At 74.7% G+C, this 21,584-nt stretch carries 17 protein-coding genes, 2 tRNA genes and 1 other RNA gene; 12 read left to right on the top strand and 8 right to left on the bottom strand.

Annotation, left to right across the window (positions count from 1 at the left end; all coding sequences use genetic code 11):
- Nucleotides 1-33: 33 nt before the first annotated feature.
- The 3 genes from ACZ4VF_RS27500 to ACZ4VF_RS27490 form a co-directional block, all read right to left on the bottom strand.
- Nucleotides 34-726 (bottom strand): HdeD family acid-resistance protein, encoded by a 693-nt coding sequence (locus tag ACZ4VF_RS27500; RefSeq protein ID WP_467929274.1) that lies wholly within the window; start codon nucleotides 724-726, stop codon nucleotides 34-36.
- Nucleotides 727-806: 80 nt separating this feature from the next.
- Nucleotides 807-1,451 carry an HhH-GPD-type base excision DNA repair protein gene (locus ACZ4VF_RS27495; RefSeq protein ID WP_467929273.1) on the bottom strand — a complete coding sequence of 215 codons (645 nt, stop codon included), beginning with the start codon at nucleotides 1,449-1,451 and terminating at the stop codon, nucleotides 807-809.
- Nucleotides 1,452-1,488: 37 nt separating this feature from the next.
- The gene (locus ACZ4VF_RS27490) at nucleotides 1,489-2,211 is read right to left on the bottom strand and encodes a siderophore-interacting protein (protein ID WP_467929272.1); all 723 of its coding nucleotides are present in this window, start codon (nucleotides 2,209-2,211) and stop codon (nucleotides 1,489-1,491) included.
- A gap of 82 nt (nucleotides 2,212-2,293) precedes the next feature.
- On the opposite strand from ACZ4VF_RS27490, the gene ACZ4VF_RS27485 reads away from it, so the two are divergent.
- The 6 genes from ACZ4VF_RS27485 (at nucleotide 2,294) to ACZ4VF_RS27460 (ending at nucleotide 9,205) form a co-directional block, all read left to right on the top strand.
- Nucleotides 2,294-4,648, top strand: a complete 2,355-nt coding sequence (locus ACZ4VF_RS27485; RefSeq protein WP_467929271.1) for a penicillin acylase family protein — start codon at nucleotides 2,294-2,296, stop codon at nucleotides 4,646-4,648.
- Nucleotides 4,641-5,228 (top strand): GNAT family N-acetyltransferase, encoded by a 588-nt coding sequence (locus ACZ4VF_RS27480; protein WP_467929269.1) that lies wholly within the window; start codon nucleotides 4,641-4,643, stop codon nucleotides 5,226-5,228. The genes ACZ4VF_RS27485 and ACZ4VF_RS27480 overlap by 8 nt, the downstream gene beginning before the upstream one ends.
- Nucleotides 5,225-5,701, top strand: a complete 477-nt coding sequence (locus ACZ4VF_RS27475) for a cupin domain-containing protein (RefSeq protein ID WP_467929268.1) — start codon at nucleotides 5,225-5,227, stop codon at nucleotides 5,699-5,701. Before ACZ4VF_RS27480 ends, ACZ4VF_RS27475 begins: the two co-directional genes overlap by 4 nt.
- Nucleotides 5,698-6,462, top strand: coding sequence for an SDR family NAD(P)-dependent oxidoreductase (locus ACZ4VF_RS27470; protein ID WP_467929267.1), 765 nt, complete (start codon nucleotides 5,698-5,700; stop codon nucleotides 6,460-6,462). The genes ACZ4VF_RS27475 and ACZ4VF_RS27470 overlap by 4 nt, the downstream gene beginning before the upstream one ends.
- Before the next feature lie 119 nt (nucleotides 6,463-6,581).
- Nucleotides 6,582-8,444: a copper resistance CopC/CopD family protein gene (locus ACZ4VF_RS27465; protein ID WP_467929265.1), complete on the top strand. Its 1,863-nt coding sequence runs from the start codon at nucleotides 6,582-6,584 to the stop codon at nucleotides 8,442-8,444.
- Between the two features lie 107 nt (nucleotides 8,445-8,551).
- Complete coding sequence (locus ACZ4VF_RS27460) at nucleotides 8,552-9,205, top strand: hypothetical protein (protein ID WP_467929264.1); 654 nt, start codon at nucleotides 8,552-8,554, stop codon at nucleotides 9,203-9,205.
- Between the two features lie 399 nt (nucleotides 9,206-9,604).
- Here ACZ4VF_RS27460 and ACZ4VF_RS27455 read toward each other — a convergent pair whose 3' ends face one another.
- Together ACZ4VF_RS27455 and ACZ4VF_RS27450 are read right to left on the bottom strand one after the other, a co-directional pair.
- Nucleotides 9,605-10,225 (bottom strand): DUF6313 family protein, encoded by a 621-nt coding sequence (locus ACZ4VF_RS27455; RefSeq protein WP_467929262.1) that lies wholly within the window; start codon nucleotides 10,223-10,225, stop codon nucleotides 9,605-9,607.
- A 392-nt stretch (nucleotides 10,226-10,617) separates the two neighbouring features.
- Nucleotides 10,618-10,705 (bottom strand) — tRNA-Ser (locus ACZ4VF_RS27450).
- Nucleotides 10,706-10,825: 120 nt separating this feature from the next.
- Between ACZ4VF_RS27450 and ffs the strand changes: the two genes are divergently transcribed.
- The 6 genes from ffs (at nucleotide 10,826) to ACZ4VF_RS27420 (ending at nucleotide 19,583) form a co-directional block, all read left to right on the top strand.
- Nucleotides 10,826-10,924: signal recognition particle sRNA small type (ffs, locus tag ACZ4VF_RS27445), an RNA gene on the top strand.
- Nucleotides 10,925-10,978: 54 nt separating this feature from the next.
- The gene (locus ACZ4VF_RS27440; RefSeq protein WP_467929261.1) at nucleotides 10,979-13,309 is read left to right on the top strand and encodes a DNA polymerase III subunit gamma and tau; all 2,331 of its coding nucleotides are present in this window, start codon (nucleotides 10,979-10,981) and stop codon (nucleotides 13,307-13,309) included.
- A 189-nt stretch (nucleotides 13,310-13,498) separates the two neighbouring features.
- Nucleotides 13,499-14,758: a phosphoribosylamine--glycine ligase gene (purD, locus tag ACZ4VF_RS27435; protein ID WP_467929260.1), complete on the top strand. Its 1,260-nt coding sequence runs from the start codon at nucleotides 13,499-13,501 to the stop codon at nucleotides 14,756-14,758.
- Between the two features lie 280 nt (nucleotides 14,759-15,038).
- The gene (locus tag ACZ4VF_RS27430; RefSeq protein WP_467929259.1) at nucleotides 15,039-16,916 is read left to right on the top strand and encodes a M48 family metalloprotease; all 1,878 of its coding nucleotides are present in this window, start codon (nucleotides 15,039-15,041) and stop codon (nucleotides 16,914-16,916) included.
- Nucleotides 16,917-17,113: 197 nt separating this feature from the next.
- Nucleotides 17,114-18,613 carry a N,N-dimethylformamidase beta subunit family domain-containing protein gene (locus tag ACZ4VF_RS27425; RefSeq protein WP_467929258.1) on the top strand — a complete coding sequence of 500 codons (1,500 nt, stop codon included), beginning with the start codon at nucleotides 17,114-17,116 and terminating at the stop codon, nucleotides 18,611-18,613.
- A gap of 70 nt (nucleotides 18,614-18,683) precedes the next feature.
- Complete coding sequence (locus ACZ4VF_RS27420; protein ID WP_467929257.1) at nucleotides 18,684-19,583, top strand: phosphoribosylaminoimidazolesuccinocarboxamide synthase; 900 nt, start codon at nucleotides 18,684-18,686, stop codon at nucleotides 19,581-19,583.
- A 45-nt stretch (nucleotides 19,584-19,628) separates the two neighbouring features.
- On the opposite strand, the gene ACZ4VF_RS27415 is transcribed toward ACZ4VF_RS27420, so the two are convergent.
- From ACZ4VF_RS27415 to ACZ4VF_RS27405, 3 genes are all read right to left on the bottom strand, one after another.
- Nucleotides 19,629-19,701 (bottom strand) — tRNA-Gly (locus tag ACZ4VF_RS27415).
- 23 nt (nucleotides 19,702-19,724) lie between these two features.
- Nucleotides 19,725-20,339: a response regulator gene (locus ACZ4VF_RS27410; RefSeq protein ID WP_467929255.1), complete on the bottom strand. Its 615-nt coding sequence runs from the start codon at nucleotides 20,337-20,339 to the stop codon at nucleotides 19,725-19,727.
- Nucleotides 20,336-21,580, bottom strand: a complete 1,245-nt coding sequence (locus tag ACZ4VF_RS27405; RefSeq protein ID WP_467929254.1) for a sensor histidine kinase — start codon at nucleotides 21,578-21,580, stop codon at nucleotides 20,336-20,338. Before ACZ4VF_RS27405 ends, ACZ4VF_RS27410 begins: the two co-directional genes overlap by 4 nt.
- Between the last annotated feature and the right edge of the window lie 4 nt (nucleotides 21,581-21,584).

The following is a 21,584-nucleotide window of genomic DNA, read 5'->3' as shown; positions in this document are numbered from 1 at the left end:
GGAGACCGGCGGTCGTCACCGGCCGACGGCGTGTCACATGGCCTGTGGCACCCGGCGGGCCCGGCCGCGGATGCCGAACGCCGTGACGATCTCCACGATGCCCACCACGACCAGCCAGATGCCGCCGACGAGCGTCAGCACCCCGACCGAACGGAACGGCGAGTCGATGAGGACGATCCCGGCGACGAAGGTCAGGATCCCCAGGAGGACCTGCCAGCCCCGGGCGGGCATCCGGGAGTCGTGCAGGGCGGCCAGGGTCTGCGTGATCCCGCGGAACAACCAGCCGATGCCGATCCACAGGGCGAGCAGCAGGATCGACTGCATGGGCCCGCGGAAGCAGAACAGGCCGAGCAGGATCGACAGCGCGCCGCTGACGAAGGCCAGGACGCGCAGCGAGGTCGCCCGGTGCGTGCCGAACGCGGAGACCAGCTGGAGGATCCCGCTGTACACCAGGTAGATGCCGAACAGCACCCCCGCGGCGAGCAGGGAGGCACCCGGCCACACCAGCACCAGGACGCCGAGCACCAGCGAGCCGATCCCGGTGACCAGGACGACCTGCCAGGCGGCCCGGGACAGGGCGTGCAGCGGCCCCTCGAACGGTGGTTCCGGCTCGTGCCGGCCGCGGGGCTCCGCCGTGGGGTGGCCGTGGGGCGCCTCCGCCGCGTGGACGCGCCGGTCGTCGTACGCGCGGTCCCGTTCCGGACCGCTGCCGGGTATGTCGGTCATGCCCCATGGTCGGACCGGCTGCGCAGCGGCTGCCATCGGAGTGGGCCGGACGGGTGAGGGCGGTGCCCTCGGCGGCCCTGCTACTTGGCGGACTTGGCCGACCCGGCCGACTTGGCCGACTTGGCGGAGGCCGCGTTCTTCGCCGGCCTGGCCGCTTTCGCCGCCGCCTTCAGCTCCTGCTTGTGGGCGCGCACCTTGGCCAGGGACTCCGGCCCGGTGATGTCGGCGACGGACCGGAAGGAGCGGGGCTCGCCGTAGGCGCCCGCGGCCTCCCGCCAGCCGGTGGGGGCGACCCCGAGCTGCTTGCCGAGCAGGGCCAGGAAGATCTGCGCCTTCTGCTTGCCGAACCCCGGCAGCTCCTCCAGCCGCCGCAGCAGCTCGGCCCCGCTGCCGACGCCCCGCCAGACCGCCTCCGCGTCACCGTCGTAGTGCTCGACGAGGTACTGGCACAGCTGCTGGATCCGCTTCGCCATCGAGCCGGGGTAGCGGTGCACCGCGGGCTTCTCGGAGAGCAGCGCGGCGAACGCCTCCGGGGCCGTCGCCGCGATGTCGTGCGCGTCCAGGTCCGCGGCACCGAGCCGGTCGGCGATGGTCCGGGGCCCCTTGAACGCCCACTCCATAGGGATCTGCTGGTCCAGCAGCATCCCGGTCAGCGCGGCGAGCGGGGAGCGTCCGAGCAGCGCGTCGGCCTCGGGGTCCTGGGCGAGGTGCAGGGTGACGTCCATGGGTCGATGGTCCCGCGCGCGCGACGGCTCCGCCCGCTCAGTCCGCGCGCCAGTACCCCAACGCGTGCACCCGCTGCCTCGGCACGCCCAGGTCCTTGCGGACGTAGGCGGCGAGGGCGCGGGTGGTCGCCGTGTCGCAGGCGATCCAGACGTACGGGTGCGGGGTGCCGGCGAGGACGGCGGGCAGCTCGGCGCGGACGCGCTCCAGGAGACGGGCGCCCGCGTCCTCGCGCGGTACCGCCCGGATCTCGTGCCGGCCCGGTGCGGCGCGGCTGGGCAGCCCCGTCGGGTCCCCCTCGAACCAGACGGTCGCCGGGGCCGGACCCAGCGCTGCGAGCAGGGAGTTGACCGCGGGCAGCGAGGCCGGGTCGCCGATCGCGACCAGGTGGGAGGGCGCGGGGTCGGGGTACTCGAAGCCCGTGCCCTGGACGGTGGCCTCGACGGTGTCGCCGGGCCGCGCGGTGCGTGCCCAGTCGGAGGCCACGCCCTCGTGCAGGGCGAACTCCAGCGCGAAGGTGCCGGCGGCCGGGTCGGGGTCGACCAGGGTGTAGGCGCGCTGGTGGGGGCGGCCGTCGGCGGAGAACCACAGCCGCACCCACATGGTGGGGTGGACGCCGGCCGCGGCGAGCAGTCCGCCGTCCCGGACGCGGAGGCGCCGGTAGTGCGGGGTCACGTCCTCCGCCTCCAGCACCGTCAGCACGAAGTCCTTGGCGCGCAGCAGTCTGAGGACCGCACCTTCCCAACCCCGCCCCTGCCCCATGACCCCTCCGTCGTTCGCGTACGATTCCGCCACAGAAACTTAGGCAAGGCTAACCTAAAGCACGGATGCAGGAGATTCCCGGGTGACGATCGAGACGTACCGCGACGCCTGGGGCATCCCCCACCTGAAGGCGTCCAGCGCCCGCGAACTCGCCCGCGCCCAGGGCCGGGTCACCGCCCACGACCGGGCCTGGCAGCTGGAGGTCGAGCGCCACCGCGCGCAGGGCACCTCCGCCTCCTTCCTCGGCGCCGACGCGCTCTCCTGGGACGTCCTGGTCCGCCGCGCACGGCTCGACGACACCGCCCGGCGCTGCTTCGCCGCGCTGGAGAACCGGGATCCGGAGACGGCGGACTGGGTACGGGCGTACGCCGACGGGGTCAACGAGGGCCTGCCCGCCGGCGCCCGCCGCGCGCCCGAGTTCGCCCGCACCGCACTGGCCCCCGGACGCTGGCAGCCCTGGACACCGCTCGGCGTCTGGCTCGCCACGCACCTCCTGTTCGCCGGCTTCCCGGCCAAGCTCTGGCGCGAGCAGGCGATACGGCACCTCGGCCCGGGAGCCGTCGGCCTGTTCGCCACCGACGGGCCGGGCACGGCCGGCAGCAACGGCTGGCTGCTGACCGGGGACCGCACCGCCACCGGCCACGCCCTCATCGCCGGCGACCCGCACCGCTTCATCGAGGACCCCGGCGTCTACCAGCAGATCCACCTCTCCTGCCCCGAGTTCGACGTCGTCGGCCTGGCCGTGCCCGGGGTCCCCGGCATCGCCCACTTCGGGCACACCGGCACGGTGGCCTGGGCCATCACCAACGCCATGGCCGACTACCAGGACCTCTACCGCGAGCGCCTGCGCCGCACCGGCGCCGGCATCGAGGCCCTCGGCCCCGACGGCACCTGGCACCGGGCCGCCCGCCACACGGAGACCGTGGAGATCGCGGGCGAGCCCCCCGTCGAGATCGAGGTCCTGGAAACGCCCCGGGGCCCGGTGATAGCCGGCGGCCCGGAAGGCCTCGAGGCCACCACCGCCGGCCCGCCCGGCCGGCCGCGGACCCCGGACGAGACGACGGCCGGGACCCCGGACGCGATGGCCGCGCGCGGCCTGCGGGGGCTGCACGGATCCGGTCCCGTGGCGGCCGCGTCCCCCCGCGGGCATACCGGTGCCGGAGCCGAGGCGCTCGCCCTCCGCTACCCGCCCCGCGTCACGGAGGACCTCGGCTTCAGCGCCCTCCTCCCCCTCCTCCGCGCCCGCACCGTCGCCGACGTCGACCGAGCCCTGGACGCCTGGGCCGAGCCGGTCAACGTCGTCCAGGCCGCCGACACCGCCGGAGGCACCCTGCACCGGGTCGCCGGCCACGTCCCCGCCCGTGCCGAGGCCAACCGCCTCGCCCCGGTCCCCGCCTGGGAACCCGGCCACGAGTGGCACGGCGCGCACGAGACGCCGTACGCCCGTCCGGCCCACGACGACGGCATCGCGGTGATGGCCAACGCCCGCGGTCCGGCCGCCCCCCTCGGCGTCGAGTTCGCCCCGCCCCACCGCGCCGCCCGCATCCGCGCCCTGCTCGACACGCGCCGCACCTGGACCGCCGACGGCATGCCCGCGATCCACACCGACACCCACCTGGGCTCCGCCGCACCCCTCCTGGACCGCCTGGCCGCCCTGACCGGCCTCACCCCCGCGGCCGCGGCCCTCCGCGACCGCCTGCTGGCCTGGGACCGCCGCATGGAGGCCGACAGCACCGACGCGGCGGCGTACGCGGCGGTGCGCGGAGCGGTCGTACGCCGCCTCGCCGCGGACCCGGTCCTCGCCCCGCTCGCCGAACCCCCGGCCTACCCGGAGGTCCTGCTCCCCTGGCTGGCCCTCGTGCCGCGCGTCGGGTACGCCCTCGAACACCTGCTGCGCGCCGAGGACCTGTACGGCATCGACCGCGCGGCGGTCGTCCGCGCCGCCCTGGAGGAGACGGCCGCCGCGCCCCCGGCCGGCCCCTGGTCCGCCACCCACCGCCTGGCCCCCTGGAAGGCACTCCCCGCGGCCCCGGCGGCCCCGAACCCGGTGGACCCGGGCACGGACGGACCCGGTCTCGGCGGCGACCACGACTGCGTGCTCTGCGCCTCGGCCGTCCCCGGCCTCACCGACCGCGCCGCCCGAGGCCCGGCCGCCCGCTACGTCTGGGACCTCGCCGACCGTCGGAACAGCCGCTGGATGGTCCCCTTCGGCGCCGACGGCGTACCCGGCGCCGCCCACCACCGCGACCAGCTCCCCCTGTGGCTCAGGGGAGAACTGGTCCCGGTGATCACCGACTGGACCCGGCTCACCCCCGACGCCCCCGACGCGCCCGCCCCCGAACCCACCGGACCCGCGGAACGCGCCCACCCCGCCCACCCCGCCGAACCGGCCGAACGTGCCCACCCCGCCCAGCACTCCGAGGAATCCGATGACTGACCTGCACGTCCAGCACGTCGACGGCTACGGCACCGTCCGCGTCCGCGCCCTCGACCCGGAGGGCGACGCGGACCTGGTCCACGCCTGGGTGAGCGACGAACGCGCCTCCTTCTGGGGCATGAACGGCCTCACCAGGACCCAGGTCGCCGAGATCTACGCCCACATGGCGACCCTCGACACCCACCACGCCCACCTCGTCACCAAGGACGGTGCACCGGCCGCCCTGCTCCAGACGTACGAGCCCGCCGCCGACCGGGTCGGCGAGTGCTACGACGTCCGCCCCGGCGACCTCGGCGTCCACCTCCTCCTCGCCCCCGCCGGCCCCGGCGGGGCGCTCCCCGGCTGGACCTCCGCGCTGCTGAAGGCGGTCATGGCGTACGCGCTGCTGGTCCTGGACCGCCGGCGGATCGTCGTCGACCCGGACGTGCGCAACGCCAAGGCGATCGCCCGCCTCGAACGCCAGGGCTTCCGGCGCGGCCCCGCCGTCGTCCTCCCGGAGGTCGACCTGCCCGACGTGTACCTCCCGCAGAAGCACGCCCAACTGGCTTTCCTGGAGCGGGCGGTAGCCTTCCCCGAGTGACGACGCCCGACGAGCTGATCGCGCACTACGGCCTCGAACCCCTCCCCCGCGAGGGCGGCCTGTTCCGGCGTACCTGGGCCGGGCCCGAGCGGCCCGACGGCCGGCCCGAGGGCACCGCCATCGTGGCGCTGCTCACCGCAGGCGACTTCTCCGCGCTGCACCGCCTGCCGGCCGCCGAGACCTGGCACTTCTACCTCGGCGACCCGCTCCGCCTGCTGCTCCTCGCTCCCGACGGCACCACCCGCGCCCCCGTCCTCGGCCCCGACCTGCGTGCCGGGCAGCAGCCCCAGCTGACCGTGCCCGCCCGCACCTGGATGGGCGCGCGGGTGGCCGGGGGCGGCACGTGGACGTTCTTCGGCTGCACCATGGCCCCCGGATTCACCTACGCGGACTACGAACACGGCGACGCGGCCGACCTCACGGCGCGTTACCCGTCCGAGGCCGCGCTGATCACGGAACTCTGCCGTCCATGACTCCCCTGCTGAAAGGGCAGACCGCCCTGGTGACCGGCGCGGGCGGCGGCATCGGCCGTGCGATCGCCCTGCGGTTCGCGGAGCAGGGCGCGGCGGTGGCCGTGCACTGCCGTACGGCGCTCGCCGCGGCCGGCGAGGTCGCCGAGCGCGTCCGGGCGGCGGGCGGCAGGGCGGTCGTACTGCGGGCGGACCTGACCGACGAGGCGGCCTGCCACCGCCTGATCGAGGAGACGACGGCCTGGTCGGCCGGCCGCCTCACCGCGCTCGTCAACAACGCGGCCGTCCAGCCCGTCCAGCCGCTGGGAGAGATGACGGCGGGGGACTGGCGCACGGTCGTCGACACCGATCTCACCAGCGTCTTCGCCTGCACCCAGGCCGCCGCCGCCCACATGCGCGCCCACGGCGGCGGCACCATCACCCACATCGCCTCCATCGAGGCCGGCCATCCGGCCCCCGGCCACGCCCACTACGGCGCGGCCAAGGCGGCGGTGGTCACGCACGCCCGTGCGGCGGCCCTGGAGTACGGCCCCTACGGCATCCGCGTCAACACGGTCTCGCCCGGTCTCGTCGACCGGCCCGGCCTGGCGGAGGCCTGGCCGGACGGCGTACGGCGCTGGCTCGCCGCCGCCCCCACCGGCCGGCTCGGCCGGGCGGAGGACGTCGCCGACGCCTGCGTCTTCCTGGCCTCCCCGCTCGCCTCCTGGATCACCGGCCACGACCTGGTGGTGGACGGCGGAGTGACGGCCCGTCCGACCTGGTGAGCACACCGGCGTCTTTCCCCGTACCCATGGGGAGGACGGTTGACGGGTGAGGGCGGAGACGGAGGCTGACGACGGTGCTGCAGGCGAAACCCCGACGGCCCGGGCGACCCCGACGGCCCATGCGGCCCCGACGGCCCGTGCGACCACGCGGGGGAAGGCTCGCCGGCTCGCTGCTCCTCCTCCCCACCCTCCTGCTCGGCCTCCTGCTGGGCACGGCGGCCCCCGCCTCGGCCCACGCCGTCCTGCGCGCGTCGTCCCCCGCCGACGGCACCGTCCTGCGCACCGCCCCCCACCAGGTCACCCTCACCTTCACCGAGTCCGTCGGCCTGCTGACCGACTCCTTCCGGATCTACGACCCCGGCAACCGCCGCCTGCGCACCGGCCCCGCCGCCCACGCCCCCGGCCGCTCCGACACGGCCCGCGTCACCCTCCCGGCCCGGCTGGCCACCGGCACGTACACGGTCGCCTGGCGGGTGGTGTCGGCCGACAGCCACCCGGTGTCCGGCGCCCTCACCTTCTCGGTCGGCGAACGCACGGCCGCCCCGGCGGCCCCGCCCGCGGACCGCGCGGAGAACCGGGCCACCACGGCCCTGCACACCATCGCGCGCTACCTCGCCTACCTCTCCCTGGCCCTGCTCCTCGGCACCGCCGCGTTCGTGGCGTACTGCCGCCCGCCGGTCACGGCCCACCTGCGCGCCCCCGTCCTGGCCGCCACGGCCGCGCTCCTCGTCTCCACCGCCGCCCTGTACGTGCTGCGCGCGCCCTACGAGGAGGCCACCGCCCCCACCACGGCCCTCTCCCTCTCCGCCCTCGCCCACACGGCGGCCACCCGCCCCGGCCGGCTCCTGCTGCTCCGCCTGGCGCTGCTGCTCCTGGCCGCGGCCGCCGCGGCCGTCCTGCGCGGGCGCCGGGCGAGGCTGCCGCGCCGCGTCACCCTCGCGGCCGCCGGGGTCCTCGCCGTGGCCCTGTCCCTGACCTGGTCGGCGTCCGACCACGCCTCGGCGGGCATCCAGGTCCCGGTGGCGATCGCCTCCTCCACCCTGCACCTGCTGGCCATGGGGGCCTGGCTGGGCGGCCTGGCCGCGCTCCTGTGGACGCTGCGGCGCACCCCGGAACCGGCGGGCCTGCCGGCCTCCGTCCCGGCCCGCTTCTCGCGCCTGGCGTCCGTCTCGGTCACGGTCCTGGTGCTGACCGGCGTCTACCAGTCCTGGCGCGGCCTCGGCTCCTGGCAGGCGCTGACGGACACGACGTACGGCCGCACCCTCCTGGCCAAGCTCGCGGCCGTCACCGCGCTCCTCCTGGCGGCGGCCTGCTCCCACACCTGGACCGCCCGCCTGACCCGGTCCACCGTCCCCGCCGCCCGAGTCCCCGATCCGACGCCCGCCGTCTCCGCCTCCGTCCGCGTCCCCACACCCGCCCGCGCCCCCGAACCGGCGCCCGCCCTCCCTTCGGCCGGCCTGCCCCCGCGACCACCCGCCACCCCGGCCGTCCCGCTACGTCTCCTGCGCCGCTCGGTCCTCCTGGAGGCGACGGCCGCCCTCCTGGTCCTGGCCCTGACCACGCTCCTGACCAGCACCGTGCCCGGCCGCGCGGCGACGGAGTCCGCCCGGTCCGCGGCCTCCCCGGCGACGGGCATCCCGACCGCCTCCGTCACCACCATCCCCTTCGACACCGGCGCGCCCGGCGGCCACGGCAAGGTCCAGATCACCCTGGACCCCGGCCGGGTCGGCACCAACTCCGTCGAGGCGGTCGTCTACGGCCCCGACGGCGGCCTCTCCACCGTCCCCCAGCTCCGCGTCACCCTCACCCTCCCCAAGGGGCGCGTGGGCCCCCTGGACACCAGGCTCGCCGACCGCGGCGGCTTCTGGTCCACCCCCTCCTTCACCCTCCCCCTCCCCGGCACCTGGACGATGAAGGCCACCATCCGGATCTCGGAACTGGACCAGGTGACGGTCTCCGCGCCGGTGCGGGTGACGCGTTAGAAAGGTCGAGTCATCTCCCGGCTCGGCAGGGACGGACGCGCAGGGCCGGGCCGGGAGCGGCGACAGGGCCGTACGGCACACAGGTCACCCGGGAGGACGGCCGTCCGATGAACGACGCCCACGACGACGCCGGCGGTCACCGCCGGACCCGCACCGCCGGGGCGGCCCTGGGCGCGCTGGCGCTCATGGGTGCCCTGGCCGCGACCGGATGCTCCGCCCCCGACTCCGGTACCGGCCCGTCCGGTGACCGCGCCGCCGGGCAGACCTCGGACGACCGGTGGGTCGAGGGCGTCACGCCGGAGTGGATGAGCGGGCACATGGGCCTCGACATCCCGTCGGCAGCGCAGGACACGCGGGCCGGCTACCAGGTGACCTCCCGCTTCGACACCGGTGTGCTCACCTTCACACTCACCAGGTCCCAGGCGCGGGCCTTCCTGGCCGCCCACCCGCCGGCCGGCGGGCTGCTGGAGCCCGCGGCCGCCGTCACCGACGTCAGGACCCACGACTTCGGACACCTGGGCGTGCCGGAACCGGAGTCGTTCCAGGAGGGCATGCGCTACGGCTCCGTCTGCCCCGGCCCCGAGCCCACCCCCAGCCCGGACCCACTCGCCGATCCGTACGGCACCTCGGACACCGGCTGCGTCAGCCTCTACGCCCACGACTACGCCCCGGACCGCACCCGCATCTACCTCCGCGACCACTACGAGCCGGGGATCAGCCCCCTCCCGACGACCTCGCCCACGCCCTCACCCTCCCGCTGACCGGCCCCCCAGCCCCTCACGGCCCCGCCGGTGACCAGCGGCGGCCGTCGGTGTGCTGGGCCGAGGTCAGGACGACGAGCGGCCCGGAACGCACGCGGTTCATGGTCAGCCCCGCTGTGATGGCGCCCGCCAGGTCCGTGTGGCAGTACGGACTTCGGCGGCCTGAGTGACGCTGTCCGGCACTTGCCTCTCTTGGGATGCCCAAGCCAGATCGATGTACATGAGCGCGGCGGCCGAACTGCCGAGCTGAGTTCCGTGCCCTTCGACTCCCCAGCGGGCGAGGTGACGTGCCCCCTCGTCCAAGCCGTCCTCGGGAGCGGTGGGAAAGATCTCGCGCAGGGCGGCGCGAGCGATCTCCACGGTGCTTCGTGTCTGCATCGGAAGGATCCTTCCTGAGGATCAAGGGTGGTTGGCGCGCGCAGTGCACACGAGGCACTTGTCCTGGTAGCCGGTCATCCACATCACCGCGCGGGCGAAGCTCTCGGCCGATTCGAGTGCCTCGGTGCGGTCGAGTTCCGCGAGTTCGACCGTGCAGAGCACGTCCCGTACCAGGACCTCCCAGTGGTCCTGGGCCTTCTTCCAGTCTCCCCGGTGGGCCCGCCTCACATAGCGGTCCAGGAACTCCTGGTCCGCCGCGCTCTTCAGGTGCAGGGCCTCGAGAAAGGTGATCTTTCCCGGCAACTTGAGCCGGCGGCCGAGGCCCCTTTGCTGGAAGAGGCGGTTGGTGGCGATCTCCTTGACCCGCTGCATCCGGGCAGCGATCACATGACCGGCCACTCCACCGATGAGAGCGGGCACCAGCAGCCAGCCGAGTACCGACGCGCCCCACGACGATTCGTGCACGGGCGGGTCTATGAGCGTGAACGCCCTGTAAATGCCGCTCCAGCCTTTTTCGGATCGGCCGGCACCGAACACCCAGACGGACCCGATGACCAAGGCGATCGGTATACCCCAGTCGATGAACCACTGCGTAACCCCCGACAGGGCCTTGCGCGAGCGGAATGTGCGCCGTGTCCACACCCACACGGACTGCCCGGGCGGCGGTGGCAAAGACGGCGGAAGAGGCGGCTGCGGTGGTGGCAACGGAGGCCCTCCAAGGAGACAACCGGGCTCGGTCACCGCAAGTGACGCTTTCCTGTGACGGGTGGTTGCAGCCTCCGATCCACCAGAACCCGTGTCCGCCCCAAGTACGCCCACGGGAGCAGGAGCGGTCTCGGCGTCCCGGACGTGGGGATCGAAGCGATCACGGGTGGGAAGCCCGGGGAGTGGCCCGGATGCGCGCCCGGCAGGCGCATGTGACGGGTGTCACGCTCCGACTGGGGCGGAAGTCGGGGCGGAAGCCGGGGGTGGACAACGTCGAAGGGCCCCACTGCGAACAGTGGGGCCCTTCGACATCGTGCCCGGTGAGGCACTGGCGGAGGATACGAGATTCGAACTCGTGAGGGGTTGCCCCCAACACGCTTTCCAAGCGTGCGCCCTAGGCCTCTAGGCGAATCCTCCGCCGGAAACATTACATGACCGAGGGGAGTGCTCGCGAACTCGTTCCCGCAGGCCGTTCCCCGGGTGGGGGTGAGGTCCCGGCCGGGTACAGACCGCGGGCCGCCATCGGGTACTGTGGGGCACAGCCCCTCACGCGGCGCTATCTGACTGAACTCCCCCAGGGCCGGAAGGCAGCAAGGGTAGGTCGGCTCTGGCGGGTGCGTGGGGGGCGCTTGCGTTCCCCGGGGCTTCGGCCGGGCCCGGTTGTCAGTGGGCGCCTATAACCTCGTAAGCGTGTCGTCTCTCGCTCTGTACCGCCGCTACCGCCCGGAGACCTTCGCGGAGGTCATTGGGCAGGAGCATGTCACCGACCCGCTGCAGCAGGCGCTGCGGAACAACCGGGTCAATCACGCGTACCTGTTCAGCGGGCCGCGTGGCTGTGGCAAGACGACCAGTGCGCGCATCCTGGCCCGCTGCCTGAACTGTGAGCAGGGCCCCACCCCGACCCCCTGCGGCGCGTGTCAGTCCTGCCTCGACCTCGCCCGGAACGGACCGGGGTCGATCGACGTCATCGAGATCGACGCGGCCTCTCACGGTGGTGTGGACGACGCCCGTGAGCTGCGCGAGAAGGCCTTCTTCGGCCCCGCGGGCAGCCGGTACAAGATCTACATCATCGACGAGGCCCACATGGTCACGTCGGCGGGCTTCAACGCCCTGCTCAAGGTGGTCGAGGAGCCGCCGGAGCACCTGAAGTTCATCTTCGCCACCACCGAGCCCGAGAAGGTCATCGGGACCATCCGGTCGCGCACCCACCACTACCCCTTCCGGCTCGTGCCGCCCGGCACCCTCCGGGACTACCTCGCCGAGGTGTGCCAGAAGGAGGACATCCCGGTCGAGGAGGGCGTGCTGCCGCTCGTCGTCCGCGCGGGCGCCGGGTCGGTGCGTGACTCCATGTCCGTCATGGACCAGCTCCTCGCCGGCGCCGGCGAGGACGGTGTGACGTACGCCATGGCGACGTCCCTCCTCGGCTACACCGACGGCTCCCTGCTCGACTCCGTCGTGGAGGCCTTCGCCACGGGTGACGGCGCCGCGGCCTTCGAGGTCGTCGACCGCGTCATCGAGGGCGGGAACGACCCGCGCCGCTTCGTCGCCGACCTGCTGGAGCGGCTGCGGGACCTCGTCATCCTCGCCGCCGTGCCGGACGCCGTGGAGAAGGGGCTCCTCGACGCCCCGGCCGACGTCCTGGAGCGGATGCAGGCCCAGGCCGAGATCTTCGGCGCCGCCGAGCTGAGCCGCGCCGCCGACCTGGTCAACGAGGGCCTGACCGAGATGCGCGGCGCCACCTCCCCGCGCCTCCAGCTGGAACTGATCTGCGCCCGCGTCATGCTCCCCGCCGCCTACGGCGACGAGCGGTCCGTGATGGCCCGCCTCGACCGCCTGGAGCGCGGCATCGGCTTCTCCGGCGGCGCCGGAGCGCCCGCCATGGGGTACGTCCCCGGTCCCGACGCGCACGGCGGCGCCGCCTTCGCAGCGGGCACGGGCGCCCCTGCCGGCGCCGGAACCGGTGCCGGTGCGGTGCCCGTGCCGCCCGGTGGCGGTCCTGCGGCGGCCCGCGCGGCCGTGCGGGCGCCGGGTGCGCCCGGTGCCCCCGCCGGACCCGTTGCTCCGGCTGCTCCCGTAGCTCCGGCCGTTCCCGCGGGTCCCGCCGGTCCGGGTGCCGCTGCCGAGTCGGCACCGGCTCCTTCCGCCCCCGCCCCCGCCCCCGCCCCCGCCCCCGCCGCTCCTCCCGCTCCCGCGCCCGCGGAGCCGGCCCCGGCCGCCTCCGCCCCCGGCGCCTGGCCCACCGCCGCCCCCGCCGGCGGCGGCCGGCGGCCCGGTGGCTGGCCCACGGCCGCCGCTCCGGCGGGTGGCCGTCAGGGCGCCGGTCAAGGCGCAGGCCAGGGGCCTGGGCGCGCGGCCCCGCAGCAGCCCGCGCCGGCCGCCCCCTCGGCGCAGCCCACGGCGCCCGCGCCGGCCGCCCCCGCCGGCGGTCTCGACCCCCGGGTGCTGTGGCCCAACATCCTGGAGGCCGTGAAGGACAAGCGGCGCTTCACCTGGGCCCTGCTGAACGCCCCCAACGCCCAGGTGACGGGCTTCGACGGCACCACCCTCCAGCTCGGGTTCGTCAACGCGGGCGCCCTGGACCGCTTCATGGCCAGTGGCAGCGAGGACGTCCTCAGAGCGGTCCTGACCGAGAGCTTCAACGTCCACTGGAAGATCGACGCGGTCCTCGACCCGTCCGGCGGCTCCTCCGGCTACGGTGGCTCCTCCGGTTACGGCGGCGCACCCGGCGGTGGTTACGGCGCCCCGGCCGCGCCCCGCCCCGCGGGCCCCCAGTCGTCCCCGCAGGCGCCCGCCGCCCGGCACCAGCCCGCCGCCCCGGCCTCTTCCGCGGCCCCAGCGGCCCCCGCCGCGCCCACCCCGGCCCCCCGGCCGGCCGCCGCGCCCGAGCCGCCGCCCGTCTCCCTGGAGGACGACATCCCGGCGGACGACGACCCGGATCTGGACGAGTCGGCGCTCTCCGGCCACGAGCTGATCGTGCGGGAGCTGGGAGCGACGGTGATGGAGGAGTTCTCCAACGAGTAGCCGGTGAGGCGCCGGGGACGGCGGCCGGCCGGTCGGGTAGCCGGGTGACCCGTGACCGGGTGGCGTGGTCACGCGGTGGTGCCGGCGGTCCGGAAATCGTCCCGGACCGGTCCATGGAGCCGCCTTCGGAGGAACATCCGACAAACCCGGGCCCCGGGCTTCGGCAACCTTGCCATTAGGCTGGCCCCCGTGAAGGTCCTCGTCATCGGCAGCGGCGCCCGCGAACACGCCCTGTGCCGCTCCCTGTCCCTCGACCCCGACGTCACCGCGCTGCACTGCGCCCCCGGCAACGCCGGCATCGCCGAGGTCGCCGAGCTGCACCAGGTCGACGCGCTCGACGGCAAGGCGGTCGCCGAGCTGGCCGTCGGCCTCGGCGCCGACCTGGTCGTCGTCGGCCCGGAGGCCCCGCTGGTCGCCGGTGTCGCCGACGCCGTCCGCGCCGCCGGCATCCCGGTGTTCGGCCCGTCCGGGGAGGCCGCGCGGATCGAGGGGTCCAAGGCCTTCGCCAAGGACGTCATGGCGGCGGCCGGAGTGCCGACCGCCCGCTCCTACGTCTGCACCACCGCCGAGGAGGTCGCCGAGGCCCTCGACGCCTTCGGCGCCCCCTACGTCGTCAAGGACGACGGCCTCGCCGCCGGCAAGGGCGTCGTCGTCACCGCCGACCTGGAGGCCGCCCGGGCGCACGCCGCCGCCTGCGAACGCGTGGTCATCGAGGAGTTCCTCGACGGCCCCGAGGTGTCCCTCTTCGCGATCACCGACGGCGAGACCGTCGTACCGCTCCAGCCCGCCCAGGACTTCAAGCGCGCCCTCGACGGCGACGAGGGCCCGAACACCGGCGGCATGGGCGCGTACTCGCCGCTGCCGTGGGCCGACCCGAAGCTGGTCGACGAGGTGCTGCAGACCGTGCTGCAGCCCACCGTGGACGAGATGCGCCGCCGGGGCACGCCGTTCTCCGGGCTGCTCTACGCCGGTCTCGCGATCACCTCGCGGGGAGTCCGGGTCATCGAGTTCAACGCCCGCTTCGGCGACCCGGAGACGCAGGTCGTGCTGGCCCGCCTGAGGACCCCGCTGGCCGGCGTGCTGATGGCAGCCGCCACCGGCAGCCTCGGCGATCTGCCGCCGCTGCGCTGGAGCGAGGACGCGGCCGTCACCGTCGTCGTCGCCTCCCACAACTACCCGGGCACCCCGCGCACCGGCGACCCGATCACCGGGCTGGACGAGGTGGCCGCCGAGGACGCCCCCCACGCCTACGTGCTGCACGCCGGTACGAAGCGGGACGGCGACGCCGTCGTCAGCGCGGGCGGTCGTGTGCTGTCCGTCACCGCCACCGGCACGGACCTGACCGAGGCGCGCGAGCGGGCGTACCGGGCGGTGGGCCGGATCCGGCTCGACGGCTCGCAGCACCGCACCGACATCGCGGCGAAGGTGGCGCAGAGCGCGGGCGCCTGAGCCCCACGCCCGCTGACCTGCCCGTCCGCACCGCCAGGCCCCGGATCCACGATCCGGGGCCTGATCTTTGCTTTCTGTCACCCAGCTCTGACCAAAGCCATTCCATCGAGTGAGCGATCGCCCATATGGCTGACTGGGGCCGGGGCCCCAACTAGGGTGCCGCGCAAGCGTTCCGGCACTTGGCCCACCGGCATTGCGATGTCAGTGGCGGGTGCCACAGTGGGGGAGTGAGCAAGACCAGGGCGGCACGCGATCGGCAGGGAGGGGGCGAGGTCGGCACGTGACCGGAATCGGTGTGGAGGCGGGCGCACAGGCCGCGCGCTCCCGGGCCCTCGCCGTACTGCGGGTCCGGGGCCGGGCGCTGGCCGTGGCCCTGCTGCCCGCGGGCGCCGCGGTGATCCTGCTGACCGGTGCCACCACCGGCCACCTCGTCGGCCCGGGCTGGGACGCGGCCCGGTGGGTCGTCGGCGTCCTCGCGGTGCTGGTGCTGCTGGGCGCGGCCGGCATCGCCGTGGTCGTGGCCCGCGCCCGCCCCGCGATGAGCCCCACGGTGCCGATCGCGGAGGAGTCCGCCCCGGACCTGTACCGGATGGTGCGCGACCTCGCCGACCGCCTGGACGTGCCCGCTCCCTCGGCCATAGCGCTCACCCCGGACTGCGACAGCTGGCTGGAGGACCGCGCCCACTCGGCCCACGGCCCGCCCCCGCGTCCGGCGCCCGACGAGATAGCGGGCCCAGGCCGCCGCGGGACCCCCGTCGCGCCGGTCCTCGTCATCGGCTCCCCGTTCCTGTGGTGGATGCGGGTCGGCGAGCTGCGCGCGGTCCTCGCCCCGGTCATCGCGGGTACGGGCCCCTCGGCGCACCCGGACATAGCCGCCGCCCGCCGCTTCGTGCGCGGGCTGGACGCGGCCGTGGCGGTCGCCTCGCAGCGGGGCCGCTGCCCGCTGACCCGCGGGGTGTGCGCGGCCCTCGGCTGGGTGGCCCGGCTGCTGCTGCGCGGCTGCCGGGAGCACGCGACGCAGATGGAGCGCGGGGTCGCGGCGGCGGCGGCCGAGCGCGCGCAGGCGGTGGACTACGGCCTGCGGATCGTCGCCCAGGAGCAGGTCGGGCTCGCCTATGCCGGCTGGGACCGGCTGCTGACCAGGGTGGCGCTGCCCGCCTGGCGCATGGGCCGCTGGCCGTCCCGGCTGGACGCGGGCGTGGTGGCGGCGCTCACCGAGCTGTCCCGCCGTGACCGCCTCGCCGAGGGCTTCACCTCCCGGCTGGGCGAGCGCCCCGCCTGCGACCTGCTGGAGGAGCCCGGTGCGGTGGACGAGGCCGCCTCCCTCCTCGCCGCCCGTCTCTTCCACGGCGGCCCCGCCGATCCCGGCCCCGACTGGGCCCCGGTGGACTGGCAGGCGTACCCGGAGGAGGTCGTGGACCGCACCTGGCGCACCGACGCGGCCCGTCTGCACCGAGTCCTGGACTCCCTGGGCGTCCGTCCGTCCCCGAACCCCACGGCCCCCGACCCCGGCGGCCCGACGCTGGCAAGGGTCCTGGAGCACTTGTCGGAACCGGCACGCCCGAAGCCCCCGCAGACGGACTTCATACGAGAAGTCCCCCCCGGCCGGCCGCCGGCCGCCGACGGCGTGCACGCCCCACCGGGGCCGCCCGCACCCGACGACGCGCCCCGCACGGGTGGTGCGGGTGGAGACCCGGACGCCGAAGGCGAAGCCGAGGCGCCCTTCACGGAAGCCCCCGGCCCGGAACCGGGCACGGAACGCAGCGCGGCCCTGGCGGCCGGGATCACCGCCGAGCTGGCCCGCGAGGAGGCTCGCGCGCAGCGGGACGCGGCCGCGGCCGGCCGGGATCCCGAGCGTGCCGCGTGGGAGCACCTGGACTGCGTGCTGCCCCCCTTCCCGCTGCAACCCCAGCGCACGGCCCGCGAACTCCTCGCCGACCACGTCACGGCGATGGTGTGCTGCGCGGCCGTCGACACCGCCGGCGCGGTCCCCGCCCTGGACTGGCTGGACGGCCCCTCCCTGCTGCTGGGCGGCGAGCGGGCCGCCGATCTCGCGCCCAGGGTCCGCAGCCTGATCGAGGAGGGGGACCCGGGCCCGCTGCGGCACTGGCTGGCCGCCTCGGGGATACGCCCCGAGAAGCCCGTCAGACTCGTCTGACGCCCCCGCGCCCCATCCCGGCTCCACCGCGAAACGGAAAAACGACTTCCACTTCAGGTCAATTCACAACGAGCAGTGACCGGGCCCGTGCGTTATGTGATGTGCTGGGACCGACCAAGCCTTCGGCAAGGGCACGCGACATAAGACAAGCCGAGCACCACCAGACAGGCACGGGGGCATGAGGGAGGGGAGCGACCATGGCCTCGGACCACATCCGCCGCTGGGAGTCCGGAGCACTCGCGCACGCCGTCACGGACCCCTTCGGCCAGGGCCCGCTGCCCTGGCTGCGCGGCAGTGAGACGTACTTCGACGACACCGGCCATGTCGTGCCGTGGTACGTCGACCCCAGTCCGCAGCAGCTGGTCGGCGGCTCCGATGCGCGGATCCCGGCGCCGCGCGCGGCCGGTTCCGGCCCCCGCTCGGCCGACGACGTGCACCGGCAGATCAAGGGCTTCACGTCCACCGGCGCGGTCGCGCCCGGCGAGGCGATCGACTTCCACATCACGGTCGACCCGCCGCAGGAGTTCAGCGTCGACATCTACCGCATCGGCCACTACGGCGGCGACGGCGCCGCCAAGATCACCACGAGTCCCCGGCTCTCCGGCATCGTCCAGCCCGCGCCGCTGGCCGCCGACCGCACGGTCTCCTGCCACCACTGGTGGCTGTCCTGGCGCCTCCAGGTGCCCTCCTACTGGAGCATCGGCGCCTACGTGGCCGTCCTGACCACCGTCGACGGCTACCGCTCCCACGTGCCCTTCACGGTCCGCGCCGACCACCCCGCCGACCTGCTCCTGCTGCTGCCGGACATCACCTGGCAGGCGTACAACCTGTACCCGGAGGACGGCCGTACCGGCGCCAGCCTCTACCACGCCTGGGACGAGAAGGGCCGCCTCCTCGGCGAGGCCGACGCGGCCACGACGGTCTCCTTCGACCGCCCGTACGCGGGCGCGGGCCTGCCGCTGCACGTCGGCCACGCCTACGACTTCATCCGCTGGGCGGAGCGGTACGGCTACGACCTCGCCTACGCCGAGTCCCGCGACCTGCACGCCGGCCGGATCGACCCCACCCGCTACCGGGGTCTGGTCTTCCCCGGCCACGACGAGTACTGGTCGGTGCCGATGCGCCGGGCCGTCGAGGACGCCCGCGACCGGGGCACCTCGCTGGTCTTCCTCTCCGCCAACACCATGTACTGGCAGGTGGAGCTGGGACCGTCCCCGTCCGGGGTCCCGGACCGGCTGCTGACGTGCCGCAAGCGCAAGGGGCCCGGCCGGCCGGTGCTGTGGCGGGAGATCGACCGGCCCGAGCAGCAGCTGGTCGGCATCCAGTACGCGGGCCGGGTCCCCGAGCCGCACCCGCTGATCGTCCGCAACGGCGGTCACTGGCTGTGGGAGGCGACCGGCGCGCACGAGGGCGACGAGATCGAGGGTCTGGTCGCCGGCGAGGCGGACCGCTACTTCCCGCGCACCCCGCTGCCCGAGCACGACGAGCGCATCCTGCTCGCCCACTCCCCCTACACCGACAACGACGGCGTCCTGCGCCACCAGGAGACGTCCCTCTACCGCGCCCCCTCCGGCGCCTGGGTGTTCGCCTCCGGAACGTTCGCCTGGTCCCCGGCCCTGGACCGCCCGGAGCACGTGGACACCCGTGTCCAGCGGGCCACGGCGAACCTGCTGGACCGCATCTGCAAACGCGACTGACCCCCGCGCGCGACCCCCGGCCCGCGTACGGGAGAATCGAGGCACTTGGACAGAGCCACGGGGAGGAACCGTGTCCGGATTCGTAGAAAAGCCCGAGCCGAACGAGGTTCCGGGCCTGGTGCACCTGCACACCGGAAAGGTGCGCGAGCTGTACCAGAACGAGGCGGGCGACCTCGTGATGGTCGCCAGCGACCGCATCTCCGCGTACGACTGGGTGCTGCCGACGGAGATCCCCGACAAGGGCCGCGTCCTCACCCAGCTCTCCCTGTGGTGGTTCGACCAGCTGCGCGACCTGGCCGTCAACCACGTGATCAGCACCGACCTCCCCGAGGGCGCCCCCGCCGATTGGGCGGGCCGCACCCTGGTCTGCAAGTCCCTGAAGATGGTCCCGGTGGAGTGCGTGGCCCGCGGCTACCTCACCGGCTCCGGCCTGGTCGAGTACAACGCGTCCCGTACGGTCTGCGGCCTCGCCCTTCCCGAAGGCCTCGTCGACGGCTCGGAACTCCCCGCCCCGATCTTCACCCCGGCCACCAAGGCCGAGGTCGGCGAGCACGACGAGAACGTCTCCTACGAGGAGGTGGCCCGCCAGGTCGGCGCCGAGACCGCCGCCCAGCTGCGCCAGGCCACCCTCGCCGTGTACGCGCGCGCCCGGGACATCGCCCGCGACCGGGGGATCGTCCTGGCCGACACCAAGTTCGAGTTCGGCTACGACGGCGACACCCTGGTCCTCGCCGACGAGGTCCTCACCCCGGACTCCTCCCGCTTCTGGCCGGCCGACGAGTGGCAGCCGGGCCGCGCCCAGCCGTCGTACGACAAGCAGTTCGTGCGGGACTGGCTGACGTCCGCCGAGTCCGGCTGGGACCGCGCGAGCGAGCAGCCCCCGCCGCCGCTGCCGGAGAAGGTCGTGGCCGCCACCCGGCAGAAGTACGTGGAGGCGTACGAGCGGCTGACCGGCATGAGCTGGAGCTAGGGACACGAAAAGACCCCGGTCCGGTGGACCGGGGTCTTTCTCCCGAGCGGACGACGAGGCTCGAACTCGCGACCTCAACCTTGGCAAGGTTGCGCTCTACCAACTGAGCTACGTCCGCGTTGCGCCGTGGCGCGAGAGCAACTATACCCAACCTCGCTCGCGTGCGAGACGCACCGCCGCATGACGGTTCTCGGCACCGAGCTTCGTGACGGCCGAGGAGAGGTAGTTCCGCACGGTCCCGGGCGACAGCGCGGCCCGCTCGGCGATCTCCGCGACCGGCGCCCCGTCGGCGGCCAGCTCCAGCACCTCGGCCTCCCGCACGGTCAGCGGCGAGTCCCCGGCGGAGATCGCGTCGGCCGCCAACTCCGGGTCGACGTAACGGTTCCCGGCGTGCACGGTCCGGATGATCTCGGCGAGCCGCCGGGCGCTGACGGTCTTCGGGACGAACCCCCGCACACCGGCCGCGAGCGCCCGCTTCAGATGCCCGGGCCGCCCGTGCCCGGTGACGATCAGCACCCGGCAGTCCGGCAGTTCCGCGCGCAGGGATGTGGCGACCTTCACACCGTCGGCGCCCGGCATCTGCAGGTCGAGGACGGCGACGTCGGGTGTGTGCGCCCGGGCCATCGCCAGCGCCTCGGGCCCGCTCGCCGCCTCCGCGACGACCAGCAGGTCGTCCTCCAGGGACAGCAGCGCGGCCAGCGCCCCCCGGATCAGGTGCTCGTCGTCGGCGAGCAACAGCCGTACCGGAGCGTTCACGAGGTGACTCCTCTCACCGTCTCCAGGGGGATGTCCGCCACCAGCCGGAACCGGTCCCGGTCCGTGGCCACGATCCCCGCCTCCAGGGTCCCGTCCACGGCGGCGAGCCGTTCCCGCAGCCCGGCGAGCCCGGAACCACCGCCGCCGTGGGGTGCCGCGACCCCGTCGTTCTCCACCGTCAGCACCACGTGCCCCTCGCGCACCGCCAGTTCCACCTCGCACCGGCCCGCGTTCCCGTGCCGCAGGACGTTGGTGGCCGCCTCGCGCACCACCCAGCCGAGCGCGGACTGCACCTCGGCGGGCAGCCCGCCGGGCTCCGCGCGCACCTCGCAGTCGATCCCGGCGGCGGTCAACACGCCCTTCGCGCCCACGAGTTCCATGCCGAGATCGGCTTCCCGGTACCCGCGTACGACGGCCCTCACCTCACGCTGGGACTCCTGCGCGATGCGCTGCACCTCGATCATCTGCTCCACGGCCTCCGGCCGCCCCCGCCGGGCCAGTTGCACCGCCAGCTCGCTCTTCAGGGCGATCACCGACAGGTTCCGCCCCAGTACGTCGTGCAGGTCCCGCCCGAACCGCAGCCGCTCCTCGGCGACGGCGAGCCGGGCCTCCACCTCGCGGGCCCGCTCGGCCTCCCACAGCACGGCCAGGGTCCAGGCCCCGCAGCGGCAGGCGAGCAGCGAGAACACCGTCTGGAAGACGACCATCAGACCGGTCACGAGGATCCCGGCGCCGTCGAGGTCGGCGAGCCAGACGGCCCCCATGAGCAGCACCGCGAGCAGTGCCGCCCCGCGCAGGAAGACCCGTACCGGGACGGTGAGTCCGTAGAGGACGCCGAACGGCAGCAGGGTGGCACCGATCGCCAACCGGACCGTCACCGGGTCGGCCGCGTCCAGCGCGGCGAGGGCCACGATCAGCGTCAGCGCCAGCCCCAGCAGGACGGCCGGGACGCCGTGCGCCCCGGCCGGCAGCCGGGCACGCCCCAGGTAGTGGTCGAGCGCGGGCCGGGTCAGCCGGTTCGAGACCGCGCACTGCAGGGCGGCCACGAGGACGAGCAGGGCCCCGAGCACGAAGGCCACGGGTCGTGCGTCGAGTCCGCCGACCAGGGGGAGCAGCAACCAGCCGAGCGAGAAGAACCAGGTCGTGCAGTACCAGGTGGCGACCGTGTACAGCTCGACCCGTTCCGCCTTGCTCCGCTCCCGCCAGTGCCGCTGCTGCCACCGCCGTATCCGCCCCACCACGCGC

Source organism: Streptomyces sp. NPDC029151 (genome assembly GCF_055564315.1).
Note: the sequence above shows the minus strand (reverse complement) of the source record. Positions and strands in the feature narration are given on the sequence as shown.